The organism is Parafrankia elaeagni, from assembly GCF_000374165.1.
Lineage (GTDB): Bacteria > Actinomycetota > Actinomycetes > Frankiales > Frankiaceae > Parafrankia > Parafrankia elaeagni.
Genome location: NZ_KB893717.1, coordinates 116,094 through 130,704 on the forward strand (window position 1 = coordinate 116,094; position 14,611 = coordinate 130,704).

A 14,611-nucleotide genomic window follows, 5' to 3' on the forward strand; every position below is an offset into this window, starting at 1 on the left:
GGATTGGGAAACTCACTCCCAACGAACGACCAACACGCGGCCCCGCTATCGCCGCCAACTACGCAGAGTGCTTTTTTTCGGTTCAAAGCCGCCGTAACTATGCAGTTTTCGTGAAGATCGCCGCTTAATGTCCTAGTGTTCCAGCAACGGCGCTGTCCACGGGCTCGCGGGACCCGTAGGAGCCCGCGAGCGATGGAGGACGCACCGTTGCGGATCGCGTTGTTGTCGTACCGAAGTCTGCCTACGTGCGGTGGCCAGGGAGTGTACGTACGGCACCTCTCGCGTGAACTAGTCACTCTCGGTCACCAGGTTCACGTTGTGAGCGGGCCGCCCTATCCGGCCCTCGACCCGGGAGTCGGCCTCACGCAACTGCCGAGCCTGGACCTGTACCGCGACGGTGACCCGTTCCGCTGGCCAGGGTTTCGTGAGTTCCGATCCCTCGCCGACGTCGTCGAGTTCGGCATGATGCGCACCGGCCAGTTCTCCGAGCCGCTGGCGTTCTCGATCCGGGCCTTCGAAGCCCTGCGGCCACGCGGCGGTCGTCGTCCGGACTTCGACATCGTCCATGACAACCAGGGCCTGGGCTACGGCCTCCTACCACTGCGCCGTGCGCTGCGCCCCTTCGGGATCCCCGTCGTCTCCACGGTGCATCACCCGATCACGGTGGATCGGCGGCTGCACCTCGCCGCCACGACCGGCCGGTGGGCAAGGCTCGGCGTCCACCGCTGGTACTCGTTCCTGCCGATGCAGGCACGGGTGGCCCGTGGTCTCGACGGTGTGGTGGTGCCTTCGGAGAGCTCCCGCCACGAGATCGTCGCCGACATGGATGTCCCCATCGATCTCCTCCACACCGTCCCACTGGGTGTGGAGTCCGACATCTTCACCCCGCGGCCCACCCGGCCGGTGGCAACGGCCGAAACGGCCACCGCGGGAGCGCAGGACGCCGGGACGGCCGGCAGCGCGACACCTGTGCCGGGGCGGATCGTGGTGGTGACCAGCGCGGACGTCCCCCTCAAAGGACTGATGGTGCTCCTGGAGGCGCTGGCGAAGCTGCGGGCGGAACGGCCGGCGCACCTGGTGTGCATCGGGAAGGTCCGGGAGGGCGGCGCGGCGCAGCGCCAGGTCGTCGAGCTCGGGCTGACCAAGGCGGTGACCTTCCGTTCCAATGTCCCCCAGCCCGAGATGATCGAGCTGTTGCGGTCTGCCGAGGTAGCTGTCGTTCCCTCGCTCTACGAGGGCTTCAGCCTCCCCGCGGTGGAGGAGATGGCCTGTGGGCTACCGCTGGTCGCCACCACGGCGGGCGCGCTGCCCGAGGTCGCCGGCCCGAACGGCGAGGCCGCACTGCTGGTCCGGCCCGGTGACGCCGACGCGCTCGCCGGCGCGATCGGAACCCTGCTGGCCGACCCCGAGCTGCGGGCGCGCATGGGCGCGGCGGGCCGGCGGCGGGTCGAGGAACGGTTCTCCTGGCGGGCTGCCGCGGCCGGCACCGCGGCCTGGTACGAGACGCGGATCGCAGCCGCGCAGACCGCCGTCGGCCGGTCCTCACATCACACTCCGCCCACTCACACCCCACCCGCCGCGGCCGTTACGGGTCCCGGTGCGGGCCCGACGCCCTCCGCCGCCGAGCCCGCATGCTGACCGTCGACTTCGAGCGGTTCCCGGTCCCCGGCAGGGCCCGGGTCCTCGATCTCGGCTGCGGCGGCGGCCGGCACTCCTTCGAGGCCTTCCGGCGCGGCGCCCAGGTCATCGCCCTGGACTACTCGGCCGACGAGGTCGGCGGGGTGAACACGATGTTCGGCGCGATGGCCGCCGAGCGGCAGGTGCCCGCGGGCGCCAGGGCCGCGTCCGTGCGCGGTGACGCACTCGCCCTGCCCTTCGCGGACGGAACCTTCGACCGCGTGATCGCAGCCGAGGTGCTGGAGCACCTGCCGGAGGACGGCGGCGCGATGGCCGAACTCGCCCGGGTGCTGCGCCCCGGCGGCTTCGCGGCGGTCACCGTGCCGGCCCGCTTCCCGGAGCGGGTCTGCTGGGCCCTGTCGGACGACTACCACAACGTCGAGGGCGGCCATGTCCGCATCTACCGGCGAGACGACCTGATCGGAAAGCTGCGCGCCCACGGCCTCGAACTGATCGGCCAGCACCGCGCCCACGCTCTGCACGCCCCCTACTGGTGGCTGCGCTGCCTGGTCGGCGTGCACGACGACGACCATCCGGCCACCAGGCTGTACCACCGTCTGCTCGTCTGGGACATGATGCGCCGCCCGGCACTGACCCGTGTCGCCGAACGCCTGCTCGATCCGGTGCTCGGCAAGAGTGAGGTGCTGTACCTGCGCAAACCACGACCGCCGCGACCGGATGACGAGTTCATCGCCGCCCCGCTGACCGCGGAGCCGCTGACCGCGGGAGCCGGGCGTGCGGGCAGCTGACACGGGGGCGATCCAGGCCGTTGTCGGCCGTGACGCACTGCGGGCCACCGCCGACGCCATAGCCGCGGTCCAGGAGCCCGACGGGGCCATCCCCTGGTTCGCCGGCGGCCACACCGACGCGTGGGACCACCTCGAGTGCGCGATGGCGCTCCTGATCGCCGGGCGGGTCGATGCCGCGGACGCTGCCTGGGAGTGGCTGCACCGCCGTCAGCGTCCGGACGGCTCCTGGGCCACCAGCTACCTCGGCGGAGCCGTCCGGGAGGACTTCGCCGACAGCAATCAGTGCGCCTACGTGGCCACGGCTCTCTGGCACCGCTGGCTTGTCACCGGCGACCGGGAGTTCGTTGCCCGGATGTGGCCCGTCGCCCGGGCCGCCCTGGACTTCGTGGTGGACATGCAGGCCCCCGGCGGCCAGATCTGGTGGGCTCGCGACCCCGCCGGCCAGGACTACCCCGAGGCGCTGGTGACGGGATGTTCGTCCACTCTGCACAGCCTGCGCTGCGGACTCGGCCTGGCCGCCATCGCGGGTGAGACGAAACCTGACTGGGAACGGGCCGCCGGTGCGCTCTGGCACGCGCTGCGCCACCATCCGGAGCTGTTCATGTCCCGGGACCGCTGGTCCATGGACTGGTACTACCCCGTGATCGGTGGCGTGCTGCGCGGGGCGGAGGCGCGGGCGCGACTGCGCTCCCGCTGGGACGACTTCGTCGTCGACGACCTCGGCATCCGCTGCGTCGACGACGAGCCGTGGGTCACCGGCGCCGAGACCTGCGAACTGGCCATCGCTCTGCACCTCGCCGACGACACCGACGCGGCCGTGCAGATGGTCCGCAACATGCAGCATCTGCGCGACCCCGGCGGCGGCTACTGGACCGGCTGGCAGTTCGCCAGCGAGGTCCACTGGCCCGAGGAGCAGTCGACCTGGACGTCGGCCGCGGTCATCCTCGCCGCCGACACGCTCTCCGGCGGCCCGACCGAACGCACCTTCCGCGGCGATGGCCTGCCCGAAGGGCTGTATCTCCCCCGCAGGGCCCCCAGCCTGCCCGCGCCCCGCGAGCCGGCCACCGCCGGCTGCGGGTGCGGGCGGGAACAGGCCTCAGAAGAGGCGGCGGAGCACCCGCAGACTTCCCGTACGTGACGTCTCGCTGAATCCGTCCCGTACCGCGCGCAGCAGCACGTGGTACGGAGCCTGGCCGCCGTCCGCCGGATCCGGGAACACGTCGTGGATGACCAGCCGGCCACCGGGGCGGACGTGGCGGGCCCAGGCCTCGTAGTCGACCTGGGCCTGTTTCTCGGTGTGCCCGCCGTCCAGGAAGAGCAGGTCGATCGGGGTGGACCACCACCGCCCGACCATTTCGGAGCGCCCGACCACAGTCGTGACCACATCCTCGACACCGGCGGACTCGAGGGTCGCCCGCAGCGTGGGTAGCGTGTCCATCCGCCCGGTCCGCCCGTCGACGAGCGTGTTGTCGTGGAACTCCCAGCCGGCCTGGTTCTCCTCCGAGCCACGGTGGTGGTCAACGGTGACGACCGCCGCGCCGATGAGCCTGGCGGCGGCGGCGAGGTAAAGGGTGGATTTCCCGCAGTAGGTGCCGATCTCACAGATGAGCCCACCGCCGGGAAGCTCGGCGGCGGCCGCGTACAGCGCCTGGCCTTCCTCGGGTGGCATGAAGCCCTTGGCGGCCTGCGCCGCCTGCTGCAACGCCACGTCCACGTCGTCTCCTCGTCCCAGGTAGGGGATCCGAGTGGCGGATCCGAAGCTCCGCGACCAGCGGGATGGACCCGCCCGGCTCCCCACCCCATCGCCGATGCCGCCTGCACGTCTTACCAGAACAGGCAAACAGCACGCATGGGATGCGCTCCTGCGGTTTCACGCCCTGAGGCCACAACGCCCGCCCACGGGCCGGGTCCCACCCGCCGGTGTCGGCTACCGGACACCCACCCCCGCCCTCAGGTACCCACGGACAGGGATATCCACAAGATAATCCACAGCTTTATCCACAGCCCTGTGTACGGAGTCGAGTTCAGGCCGGCCACGGGGCCGCACGGGCCAGTCCGAGCGCGACGTCCACCAGCCGGGTGCGCGGGAGCTCCGCGACCTCCGCCAACGCCACCCAGGCGGCCAGGTCGGTGGACCCGCCGGATTCGGGCCGCAGCTCCCCGCCCAGGACGCGCCCCGCGTAGATGATGCGCAGCCCGTGGAAGTCCGTGCTGTCCGGCGCCCAGAACTCTCGGATGGAGTCGACTCCCAGCAGACCGGTGATCTCGACGGCGAGCCCCGTCTCCTCCGCCACCTCCCGGACCGCGGCCCGCTCCGGATGCTCCCCGTGGTTCAGCCCGCCACCCGGCAGCGTCCACCGCGCCCCGTCCGGCTTCCCGGTCCGCCCGATCCACCGGGCCAGCAGCAGCCGATCACCGTCCACGCACACCGCGTACGCCGCGACCCGCTGGTACTCCCGAACACCCCGCGAGCCGCCCGTGTCCCCCATGCCGCGCACCCCTTCGCCCGCCGTGGAGGCCACTGCCTCCCGGCCCCCCGGACGATTCTTCAGGCGCCGACACCCCCCAGACCACGAAACCCCGCAACCCGCGCCTCAACGGCCCCCACAGGCCCCCTGCCGGGTACTCCAGCAAGCCCCCCCCGCCCCTCCCGCCACGGCGACCACACGCGACCGAAGCCCTACCAAACGACCACACACACCTCACAGCACACCCCACCCGACACAGACAGCTGCCCCCCCACCACCAAAACCCCCAACCCAGCCCCCCCACACCCCAACCCACCAACCCAAAAACAAAAACCCAACCCACACCCAGGCCACGGACCTGGGAGTGGGACCAACCACCAAAACCACAGCCCCCCGCCCGCCGCCGGGGGGGCTCGGGGGGTCACCCCCCGGCAAAATCCCGCGGGAGCCCGGGAACTCCCCCAAGGGGAGTGAACACGCAAAGCCGATCGCGTGGACCTAGGTGGACTTGAACCACCGGCCTCTTCCTTATCAGGGAAGCGCTCTAACCGACTGAGCTATAGGTCCTTGCTGGTGATGAGAGTACAGGATGGCGGCGGCTGTGGGACGGCCGCCGCCACCCTGGTTGAGGCTGATCCGCTACTGGTCGCTCAAGGTGACCTCGAGGCCGCCGATCATGTCGGCACAGAGGTTGTAGAGGAGCGCTCCGAGGGTGGCCAGGGCCGTCATCAGCACCACGTTGATCGCACCGACGAGGAGGCTGATCTGCATCGCGCGGCCGAAGGACAGCCAGCCGGACACGTCGGTGTTGGTGCCGTCGGTCAGCGTGTCGGCCGCGTCGGTGACGCTGTCGAAGACGCCGATGGAGTTGAGGACGAACCAGAGCACCGCCACGGCGACGATCAGGATGAGGAAGACACACAGGGAGAACGCGAACGACAGCCTGGTGACGGACAGCGGTTCGACGCGGGAGAGCCGCAGCCGGGCACGCCGGCTGCCGGCGGGGCCGCGTCGCTGGCCCTGTTCGCCCTGGTCTCCGCGGATGGGTTCGAAGCCGTCGTGGCCACCGCGCTGGGCGCCACGCGGCCCGCTCTGGGGCCCCGGGGGGCCGAGCGGGCCGGGGCGGGCGGAGCCAGGGGCGCCGGTGGGCCCCAGCGGCTCGGTGGAGAGCCCGTTCGGGCCGAGGCCACCTGACGGCGGGGGTGCGCCGGGTGACGCGCCCGGGCGGTCGTAGGGGGCGGTGCGGTCGGCCGGGACGGCCCGGGTGGCGGCTGGGCCGGCGCCGGCCCGGACCGGTTCGGGGGTGGGCCGGCGTTCGACGGGCATGCGTTCGGTGACGGCCGCCCGGTCGGTGGGGTTCCTCACGTCCGCGGCGCCTGGCTCCGTGGGGGCGGCTGTCCCGCGTTTCGACAGGTTCGGACGCACCAGGGAGATCGTGTCGGTGTCCCGGGGCCGGTCCGCGGGCGCGGGCGCGCCGGGGCGGGCCGCCGGGGTCGTGACGGTGGTCTGCGCATCGTGCTTTCTCGTCGTGTCGGTTGCGCCCGCCCGGGTGCCGCCCTGGCCGGTGGTGGTTGCGGTGGCTGGCTCGACGCTGGTCCGGCGCCTGGCGTCGGCCGGTTTCCGGGCAGCGCCGCCGGCGGGCGCGGGGTCGGTGTCACGGGCGGATGTTCTGGTCGGGGCCGGTCGTGCCCCGCCGCCGCGGTCGGTGTCGCTGCCGCGCGGGGTGGGGGCCGGGCGGTCGGTTCCGCCTCCCCTGCCCGCGGGCGCCGGGCCCGAAACGGCCGGGCCACCACCGGGTGTCTTCGCCGCCACCGAAGTGCCGGAACCCGTGCCGGAACCCGGGGCCGTGCCGGAACCCGGGGCCGTGCCGGAGCCTGGGGCCGTGCCGGAGCCCGGGGATGACTTGCCGCGTTGGAAGAAGGGGCTGGCACTGTCCGCAGCCGTGCCTCCGCTCCCCTTGGCGCCGCCAGCGCCAGCGCCCCGCGAGCCCGATCTCGTCGGTGCCGGTGCCGGTGCCGAGGCCGAGGCCGGCGCGGCGGCGGCGGGGGTGGATGCGGATGACGGTGACGCGCCCGAGGATGACGGCGTCACCAACTTCGGCGGCGAGGAGGCGGCCGCGGACGGCCGCGACGAGTTCCGCGCGGCCGACCCCGACGCGGGTGCCTCGGCCGGGTCGGCCTTCCCCGCTCCGGCCTTCCCCGGTGCGCCGTCGGTGCCCGTCGCGCGGGGCTCGCCGGGGCTCGCGGACCCGGTGCCGTCCGGCCGTCGCGTCCGGTCGGGGTCGTCCGGCCGGCCGCCGCTCACGGGTGACTCCGGGCGGCCCGGGGATGCGCGGTGGACGGCCGACCGGACGGGCCGGTCATTCTGACTGTCGCTCACGGATACTCCCCGTCCACTCCTGGTCGCACGTGGGCATTCTCGCCCAGTGGTCCTGGCGTTCCACCGGCGAGGCGCGACATGGTCATCTGGGTCTGCCGGATGGCCGAACTCAGGAGGCCGCCCCGTCCGGCCCCGCGGTCTCGTCGCCTGCGCCACCGTCGTTGGCATCAGCATTGCGCGCCACACCCACCACCTGCACACCGGCCTCCAGGTCGATGAGCCGTACGCCCATCGTCTGCCGTTGTGCCCGGCGGACATCCTTGGCTACGGTACGCAACACACCGCCATTGGATGTGATGGCGTAGAGCTGGTCGTCGGGTGCCACGACGAGCGCTCCGACCAGTCCGCCCCGGGTTGAGACGATCTTGGCGGTGAGGACTCCCTTGCCGCCCCTGCCCTGGATGGGGTACTCCGCGAGCGGGGTCCGCTTCGCGTAGCCGCCGCTGGTCGCGACCAGCAGGTCCGCGGTGCTTTCCGGCACGACGACGTCCATGGAGAGCAGCTCGTCCGAGTCGTCGAACCGCATGCCGATCACACCGGACGTCGCCCGGCCCATCGGCCGGAGCTGCTCGTCGTCGGCGTGGAAGCGGATGGACTGGGCGTTGCGGCTGACCAGCAGCAGATCGTCACCGGGAGCGACGAGACGGGCCGAGATCAGCTCGTCGTCGTCGCGCAGGTTGATGGCGACCAGGCCGCCGGCCCGGTTGGAGTCGAAGTCGGTCAGCGCGGTCTTCTTGCACAGACCGCGCTTGGTGGCGAGCACCAGATACGGCGCGGCCTGGTAGTCCTGGATCGCCATCACCTCGGCGATCCGCTCGTCCTGGCTGAACGCGAGGATGTTGGCGACGTGCTGCCCCTTGGCACTGCGTGCCTGCTCGGGCAGTTCATGCGCCTTCGCCCGGTAGACCCGGCCCTTGTTGGTGAAGAACAGCAGCCAGTGGTGGGTCGTGGTGACGAAGAAGTGCTCGACGATGTCGTCCTCGCGCAGCGTCGCGCCCATCACGCCCTTGCCGCCGCGCTTCTGCGAGCGGTACAGGTCGGTCTTGGTGCGCTTGGCGTAGCCGCCGCGGGTGACGGTGACGACGACGTCCTCGCGGGCGATGAGGTCCTCGACGGACATGTCGCCCTCGAAGGGCACGAGACGGGTACGCCGCTCGTCGCCGTACTTCTCGACGACCTCGGCCAGCTCCTGACCGATGATCTCGCGCTGCCGGGGCGGCGATGCGAGGATCGCCTCCAGGTCGGAGACGCGCGCCCGCAGCTCGGCGGCCTCGTCGGTGATCCGCTGGCGTTCCAGGGCGGCCAGCCGGCGCAGCTGCATGTCCAGGATCGCGGTGGCCTGGATCTCCGAGAGGGAGAACCGCTCCATGAGCTGGCCGCGGGCGACGTCCGCGGACTCGGCGTTGCGGATGAGGGTGATGACCTCGTCCAGGTGGTCCAGCGCGATGAGCAGACCGTCCAGGACGTGCAGCCGCTCGCGCGCCTTGCGCAGCTGGTAGCGGGTGCGCCGGACGATGACCTCGATCTGGTGCTCGACGTAGTACGAGATGATCTGGTCGAGCCGCAGCGTGCGGGGGACCCCGTCGACGATCGCCAGCATGTTGACACCGAACGTGTCCTGCAGCTGGGTGTGCTTGTACAGGTTGTTCAGCACGACCTTGGCGACGGCGTCGCGCTTGAGGTCGATGACGAGCCGCTGCCCGATCCGCGCGGAGGTCTCGTCGCGGACGTCCGAGATGCCGGTGATCTTGTTGTCACGGACGAGCTCGGCGATCTTCTCGGCGAGGTTGTCCGGGTTGACCTGGTAGGGCAGTTCGGTGACGACGAGCTGGGTGCGGCCCTTGTTCTCCTCGACGTTGACCACCGCGCGCATCCGGATGCTGCCCCGGCCGGTGCGGTAGGCGTCCTCGATGCCGTTGCGGCCGACGATCAGGCCGTGGGTCGGGAAGTCCGGGCCCTTGATGAGACCGAGAAGGGCCTCGAGCAGCTCCTCGGGCGTGGCGTCAGGGTGGTCCAGCGCCCACCGCACGCCCTTGGCGACCTCCACCAGGTTGTGCGGCGGAATGTTGGTCGCCATGCCGACGGCGATACCGCCGGCACCGTTGACGAGCAGGTTCGGGAAGCGGCTGGGCAGGACCAGCGGCTCGGACGAGCGGCCGTCGTAGTTCGGCGCGAAGTCGACCGTCTCCTGGTCGATGTCGCGCAGCATCTCCATGGCCAGCGGCGCCATCCGCGCCTCGGTGTACCGCATGGCGGCGGGCGGGTCGTTGCCCGGCGAGCCGAAGTTGCCGTTACCGTCGACCAGTGGGTAACGCAGCGACCACGGCTGGGCGAGGCGGACGAGGGTGTCGTAGATCGCCGTGTCGCCGTGCGGGTGGTAGTTACCCATGACGTCACCGACGACGCGGGAGCACTTGAAGTACCCCCGGTCCGGCCGGTATCCGCCGTCGTACATGGCGTACAGGACCCTGCGGTGCACGGGCTTGAGCCCGTCACGCACCTCCGGCAGAGCACGGCCGACGATGACGGACATGGCGTAGTCGAGGTACGACCGCTGCATTTCGACTTCGATGCCGATGGGTTCGATGCGGTCGCCGGGGGGCGGGGGTAGGACGTCGACCACGGGGTCCTTCCAGGCAGTGGGAGCGATGAGTCGGCGGGGGCGGGCCGGGCGCCGGGTCGCGGGGGTGGCCCGGTCCGGGCCGTGGCCATCCGCGGGCCGCTCACTCGCGGGTCCGCCGGGATCGGGAACGCCAGATCGCCCCGCCGGGCCGGGTCGGTCGGCCCGGTCAGCCCGGATCCGACCCGACGGGGGCTGGCTCAGATGTCCAGGAAGCGCACGTCCTTCGCGTTGCGCTGGATGAAGCTGCGCCGCGCGTCGACGTCCTCGCCCATCAGGACGGAGAACAGCTCGTCGGCGACGGCGGCGTCGTCCAGCGTCACCTGAAGCAGAATTCGCTTGTCCGGGTCCATGGTGGTGTCCCAGAGCTCGGTGGCGTTCATCTCACCGAGGCCCTTGAACCGCTGGATGGCGTCCTTGGGCAGCTTGCGCCCGGCCTCGACGCCCTGCTCGAGCAGACCGTCACGCTCCCGGTCGGAGTAGGCGTACTCCCAGTCCTCACGCCCCCACTTGATCTTGTAGAGCGGGGGCTGGGCCAGGAAGACGTGCCCGGCCTCGACCAGCGGGCGCATGAACCGGAAGATCAGGGTGAGCAGCAGGGTGCGGATGTGCTGGCCGTCGACGTCGGCGTCCGCCATCAGCACGATCTTGTGATAGCGCAGCTTGGCGATGTCGAAGTCGTCGTGAATGCCGCAGCCCAGGGCCTGGATGAGCGCCTGGACCTCGGTGTTCTTCAGGACCCTGTCGATCCGGGCCTTCTCCACGTTGAGAATCTTTCCGCGCAGCGGCAGGATGGCCTGGAACTTGGAGTCCCGGCCGCCCTTCGCGGAGCCGCCGGCCGAGTCACCCTCGACGATGTAGAGCTCGCAGCGCTCCGGGTCGGTGTACTGGCAGTCGGACAGCTTGCCGGGCAGGCCGGTACCGCCGAGCAGGCCCTTGCGCCGGGTGAGGTCGCGGGCCTGGCGGGCGGCGATCCGGGCCCGCTGCGCGTCGAGTGCCTTGCTGACGATCGCGCGGGCTTCGGTCCGGTTGACCTCGAACCAGTCCTTCAGCGCGGCGTAGCACATCTCCTGGACGAACTTCTTGGCCTCGGTGTTGCCGAGCTTCGTCTTCGTCTGGCCCTCGAACTGAGGCTGCGCGAGCTTCACCGAGATGATGGCGGTGAGGCCCTCGCGGATGTCGTCGCCGGACAGCCGCTCGTCGGAGTTCTTCGAACCGGCCTTCACCGGCTTGAGTAGGTTCTGGTCCTTCGCGTAGGCGTTCACCGCGCTGGTGAGCGCGGCCCGGAAACCCTCTTCGTGGGTTCCGCCCTCGTGCGTGTTGATGGTGTTCGCGAAGGTGTAGACCGACTCGTTGTAACCGCCGTTCCACTGCATCGCCAGCTCCGCCTCGATGCCCGTGCCCTGGGCCTCGAGGGAGATCACGCTGCGGTGGATGGCCTCCTTGGTCGCGTTCAGGTGACCGACGAAGTCGACCAGCCCGTTGTCGTACTTGAAGGTGACCTCGGTCGGCTCGGCGGCCTCAAGCGCCTCCGCCGCCGCTGCCCCGGAACCGTCGACGGCCGCCGTGACCTCGGCAGCCACCCCCGCGGCGTCGGTCTCCACGCCGTCTGGAGAGCCGTCCGCGCCGTCCTCCGCCGCAGCGGCGGCCACCGCCTTCGCGGCCCTGGCCGGGTCCTTCGCCGCAGGGCCTCGCTCGTCACGCAAGGTGATGGAGAGGCCCTTGTTCAGGAAGGCCATCTCCTGCAGGCGACGGAAGAGCGTCTCGTACTTGTACGTGGTGGTCTCGAAAATCGTCGGGTCGGCCCAGAACGTGATGGTCGTTCCGGTCTTCTTCGAGGTTCCTGTTTTCGCCAGCGGTGCCGCGGGGCGGGAGCCCGCATAGGGCTGGAACCAGGAGTGGCCCTCCCGCTCGATCGCGACGTCGAGCCGGGTCGACAGCGCGTTCACGACGCTGACACCGACGCCGTGCAGACCGCCGGAAACCGCGTAGGACTTGCCGTCGAACTTTCCGCCGGCATGCAGGGTGGTGAGCACGAGCTCCACCGTGGGAATCTTCTTGACGGGATGCTCGCCGACCGGGATACCACGGCCGTTGTCTGTGACGCGAACGCCGCCGTCGGCCAGCAGGGTCACGGTGATCGTGTCGCAGTAGCCAGCGAGCGCCTCGTCCACCGCATTGTCCACAACCTCGTAGACAAGGTGGTGCAGACCCCGCTCCCCGGTGGAGCCGATGTACATACCCGGGCGCTTGCGTACCGCGTCGAGACCCTCGAGAACCTTGATCGAACTAGCGTCGTAGGCCACGCGGCAGGTCCCCTCGTTCTGGACGGAAGTACTCCTCAGTCTACCCGGCAACCCGCCGTAACGGACGCAAGGTGCCCTCTCAGCTGTGCGCTGGGCCCCGAATTCCGGGCGGGTGTGGCCCCCTACCGGCTCCACATCGGCCGTGGCCTTGCGTCCGTCTGCGACGGGCGACCGGTCCGTGGCGCCACCGGGACGATCCGGACACTGCTCCCGATCAGGTCCGCAGCGCCCGTTCGGGGCGATACCGAGCTCGTCCCTGAGAGGCGGCCCGGGAGCCGGAATGTCATCCGTATGTGTCCCGCGGCCCGCGCCCGCCCGGCGCCGACATGCCCCCGCGACTCCAGGAGGGAGCAGCTGGGCCACGCACCGTGATATGGCGGACGACGTGCGGACCCAGCTCACGACGCAGGATCCCGAGGATCTGCCGCGACAGCATGCGCAGCTGGGTTGCCCACGCCGTCGATTCGGCGACCAGCTCCAGCTCGCCGTCACGCAGCGAGACCGGCGTGCAGTGCGCGGCGATGTCCGGCCCGACGAGAGCGTCCCACCGCGCCAGCACCGAGGCATCCGTCGCCTGGGTCTGCCAGCCGCGCTCCGCCACCAGCCGCGCGACCGCGGAGCCGAACGCCATCGGCGTCCGCCACTCCCGGCCCGGTGGCGCGATGCCCGGCAGCCGTGGCCGTGGCGGCGGATCACCGGGGCGCTCCTGGCCCCGGCGGCCACGCCGCGGGCCGTAACCGTGACCTCCGCCGGCATCCCCGGTGCCGGGGCCGTCGACGGTATCGGCCGTGGTGCCGGGGCCGCCGGCGCCACGGCCCTGTCGCGGGCCGAACCTGTTCTGATCGCGGGCTCTCGCGTCCCGCTTCGCGCGCGCCAGCATCTCGCGAGCGAGGTCGGCACCACGCGCGGCGGACGCGGCGGACGCGGCGGCGTCGTCAGCCGACACGTCGCACCTCGCCGGCAGCCACCTCGAACCGGGTGCCGGCCAGCTCGGCGGGCACATCCGCACCGACGGCCGCGGTGACGAGCACCTGCTCGGCCTGCGCGACGAGGGTCCCGAGCCGCGCCCGGCGCCGCGCGTCGAGCTCGGCGAACACATCGTCCAGCAGCAGTACCGGTTCCCGGTCATCCGCGCGAAGCAGCTCGAACGACGCCAGCCGCAGCGCGAGCGCCAACGACCATGACTCGCCATGGCTCGCATATCCCCGGGCGGGACGTCCCTTCAGCGAGAGCAGCAGGTCGTCGCGGTGCGGCCCGACCAGCGTGACCCCGCGTTCGATCTCCTGAGAGCGGACCTCGGCGAGCCCGGCCAGGATGGCCTCGGCGAGGCCGGCCCGTGTACTGGCGGCCGCGGCACGCCGGGCCGCTCCACCGACTCCGCCCGCTCCACCGGTTCCGTCCCCGCCTGTTCTGTCCGCACCAGCCGCACCGGGCACGCCGGGCACGACTTCCGGCGTCGCGTCGTTCGGGGCGTCCGCCCCGGCGCCCACCGCCGGGGCGACCGGAGTGTCCCGCGGCGCGGCGGCGTCCGGCGCCGGTATCCCGGACGAGGCTGATGACGTCGCGGAGGATCCGTCGGCTGTGTCGTTGCCTGCTGGGCGATCACTCGCTGTGTCGTGGTGCCCGGTCCCGTTCCCGGTGTCGCCCCTCGTCAGGCCAGTCGCCGTTGCCTCGTCGGGTGCGTCGGCCCCGGGCCGGGGGGCGTCGGGGACGCTCGAACGGTAGGCGAGATCCGTGGGCGAGTCCTCCCCGGCAACCGCGGCATAGGCGCTGCACACCCTCGGCCGGAGCTCCTCGACGAGTGCCAGGCGGGCCGCGAGCAGCTCAGCTCCGTGATCGGCGAGGTGTCTGTCCCAGACTTCCAGGGTGCGCAGGTCGCCCCGGCTACCGGCACGCCGGGCCGCGCCGGCGGTCCGCAGCAGCGCCGACCGCTGTTTCAGCACCCGGTCGTAGTCCGCCTGGACAGCGGCCATCCGCGGTGAGCGGGCCACGAGCAGCTCGTCGAGGAACCGCCGCCGCTCAGCCGGATCTCCCTTGACGAGAGCCAGGTCCTCCGGTGCGAACAGGACCGTGGCAAGCAGCCCGGCGACGTCACGTGCCCGCTGCAACGGGGCCCGGTTCAGCCGGACCCGGTTGGCCTTCCCGGGCATGATCTGGATCTCGACGAGTGCCGCCCGGTCGCCGCGGACGATCCGGGAACGGACCACGGCCTCCGCGCATCCCTCCCGCACGAGGGGGGCGTCGTTCGCGACCCGGTGACTACCCAGAGTGGCAACGAATCCGATCGCTTCGATCAGGTTCGTCTTTCCCTGCCCGTTCGCTCCCACGAACGCGGTGACCCCGGGCTCCAGCAGCAGATCAAGCCGCGGGTAGGAGCGGAAGTCCGTCAGGGACAGGTGCGTGAGATGCACG

Annotated in this window: 11 protein-coding genes and 1 tRNA gene; 4 read left to right on the plus strand and 8 right to left on the minus strand. The window is 71.4% G+C overall.

Annotated features, from left to right (window positions below):
- The first annotated feature begins 192 nt into the window (after positions 1 to 192).
- Genes B207_RS33520 through B207_RS0111315 form a run of 3 tightly spaced genes read left to right on the plus strand, consistent with a single transcriptional unit; the run spans position 193 to position 3,564 of the window.
- On the plus strand, positions 193 to 1,638 hold the full coding sequence (locus B207_RS33520) for a glycosyltransferase family 4 protein (protein WP_084692100.1): 1,446 nt from the start codon (positions 193 to 195) through the stop codon (positions 1,636 to 1,638).
- Entirely contained in the window at positions 1,632 to 2,426 is a 795-nt protein-coding gene (locus B207_RS0111310; protein WP_018636647.1) for a class I SAM-dependent methyltransferase, read from the plus strand. Before B207_RS33520 ends, B207_RS0111310 begins: the two co-directional genes overlap by 7 nt.
- Positions 2,413 to 3,564 carry a prenyltransferase/squalene oxidase repeat-containing protein gene (locus B207_RS0111315; protein ID WP_018636648.1) on the plus strand — a complete coding sequence of 384 codons (1,152 nt, stop codon included), beginning with the start codon at positions 2,413 to 2,415 and terminating at the stop codon, positions 3,562 to 3,564. The genes B207_RS0111310 and B207_RS0111315 overlap by 14 nt, the downstream gene beginning before the upstream one ends.
- Here B207_RS0111315 and B207_RS0111320 read toward each other — a convergent pair.
- From B207_RS0111320 to B207_RS41310, 4 genes are all read right to left on the minus strand, one after another.
- Complete coding sequence (locus B207_RS0111320; protein ID WP_018636649.1) at positions 3,523 to 4,140, minus strand: class I SAM-dependent methyltransferase; 618 nt, start codon at positions 4,138 to 4,140, stop codon at positions 3,523 to 3,525. The two genes, B207_RS0111315 and B207_RS0111320, sit on opposite strands and share 42 nt — an antisense overlap.
- A 310-nt stretch (positions 4,141 to 4,450) precedes the next feature.
- Positions 4,451 to 4,915 carry an NUDIX hydrolase gene (locus B207_RS0111325; RefSeq protein WP_026310940.1) on the minus strand — a complete coding sequence of 155 codons (465 nt, stop codon included), beginning with the start codon at positions 4,913 to 4,915 and terminating at the stop codon, positions 4,451 to 4,453.
- Positions 4,916 to 5,387: 472 nt separating this feature from the next.
- Positions 5,388 to 5,461, minus strand: a tRNA-Ile gene (locus tag B207_RS0111330).
- 72 nt (positions 5,462 to 5,533) lie between these two features.
- Entirely contained in the window at positions 5,534 to 6,706 is a 1,173-nt protein-coding gene (locus B207_RS41310; protein ID WP_230204967.1) for a DUF3566 domain-containing protein, read from the minus strand.
- 130 nt (positions 6,707 to 6,836) lie between these two features.
- On the opposite strand from B207_RS41310, the gene B207_RS39685 reads away from it, so the two are divergent.
- The gene (locus B207_RS39685) at positions 6,837 to 7,262 is read left to right on the plus strand and encodes a hypothetical protein (protein ID WP_154675279.1); all 426 of its coding nucleotides are present in this window, start codon (positions 6,837 to 6,839) and stop codon (positions 7,260 to 7,262) included.
- 120 nt (positions 7,263 to 7,382) lie between these two features.
- Here B207_RS39685 and gyrA read toward each other — a convergent pair whose 3' ends face one another.
- From gyrA to recF, 4 genes are all read right to left on the minus strand, one after another.
- Positions 7,383 to 9,896, minus strand: coding sequence for a DNA gyrase subunit A (gyrA, locus tag B207_RS0111345; protein WP_018636652.1), 2,514 nt, complete (start codon positions 9,894 to 9,896; stop codon positions 7,383 to 7,385).
- Between the two features lie 197 nt (positions 9,897 to 10,093).
- Positions 10,094 to 12,199: a DNA topoisomerase (ATP-hydrolyzing) subunit B gene (gene gyrB / locus B207_RS0111350; RefSeq protein WP_018636653.1), complete on the minus strand. Its 2,106-nt coding sequence runs from the start codon at positions 12,197 to 12,199 to the stop codon at positions 10,094 to 10,096.
- A gap of 283 nt (positions 12,200 to 12,482) precedes the next feature.
- A complete protein-coding gene (locus B207_RS0111355) occupies positions 12,483 to 13,079 on the minus strand; it encodes a DUF721 domain-containing protein (protein ID WP_026310942.1) in 597 nt (198 codons plus the stop codon).
- Between the two features lie 55 nt (positions 13,080 to 13,134).
- The gene (recF, locus tag B207_RS0111360) at positions 13,135 to 14,610 is read right to left on the minus strand and encodes a DNA replication/repair protein RecF (protein WP_018636655.1); all 1,476 of its coding nucleotides are present in this window, start codon (positions 14,608 to 14,610) and stop codon (positions 13,135 to 13,137) included.
- Between the last annotated feature and the right edge of the window lies 1 nt (position 14,611).

Bases quoted from the DNA above. Each gene is read 5' to 3' on its own strand.
- B207_RS0111325 (WP_026310940.1), bottom strand. From the start codon at position 4,915: ATGGGGGACACGGGCGGCTCGCGGGGTGTTCGGGAGTACCAGCGGGTC.
- B207_RS0111310 (WP_018636647.1), top strand. From the start codon at position 1,632: ATGCTGACCGTCGACTTCGAGCGGTTCCCGGTCCCCGGCAGGGCCCGG.
- B207_RS33520 (WP_084692100.1), top strand. From the start codon at position 193: ATGGAGGACGCACCGTTGCGGATCGCGTTGTTGTCGTACCGAAGTCTG.
- B207_RS0111355 (WP_026310942.1), bottom strand. From the start codon at position 13,079: ATGCTGGCGCGCGCGAAGCGGGACGCGAGAGCCCGCGATCAGAACAGG.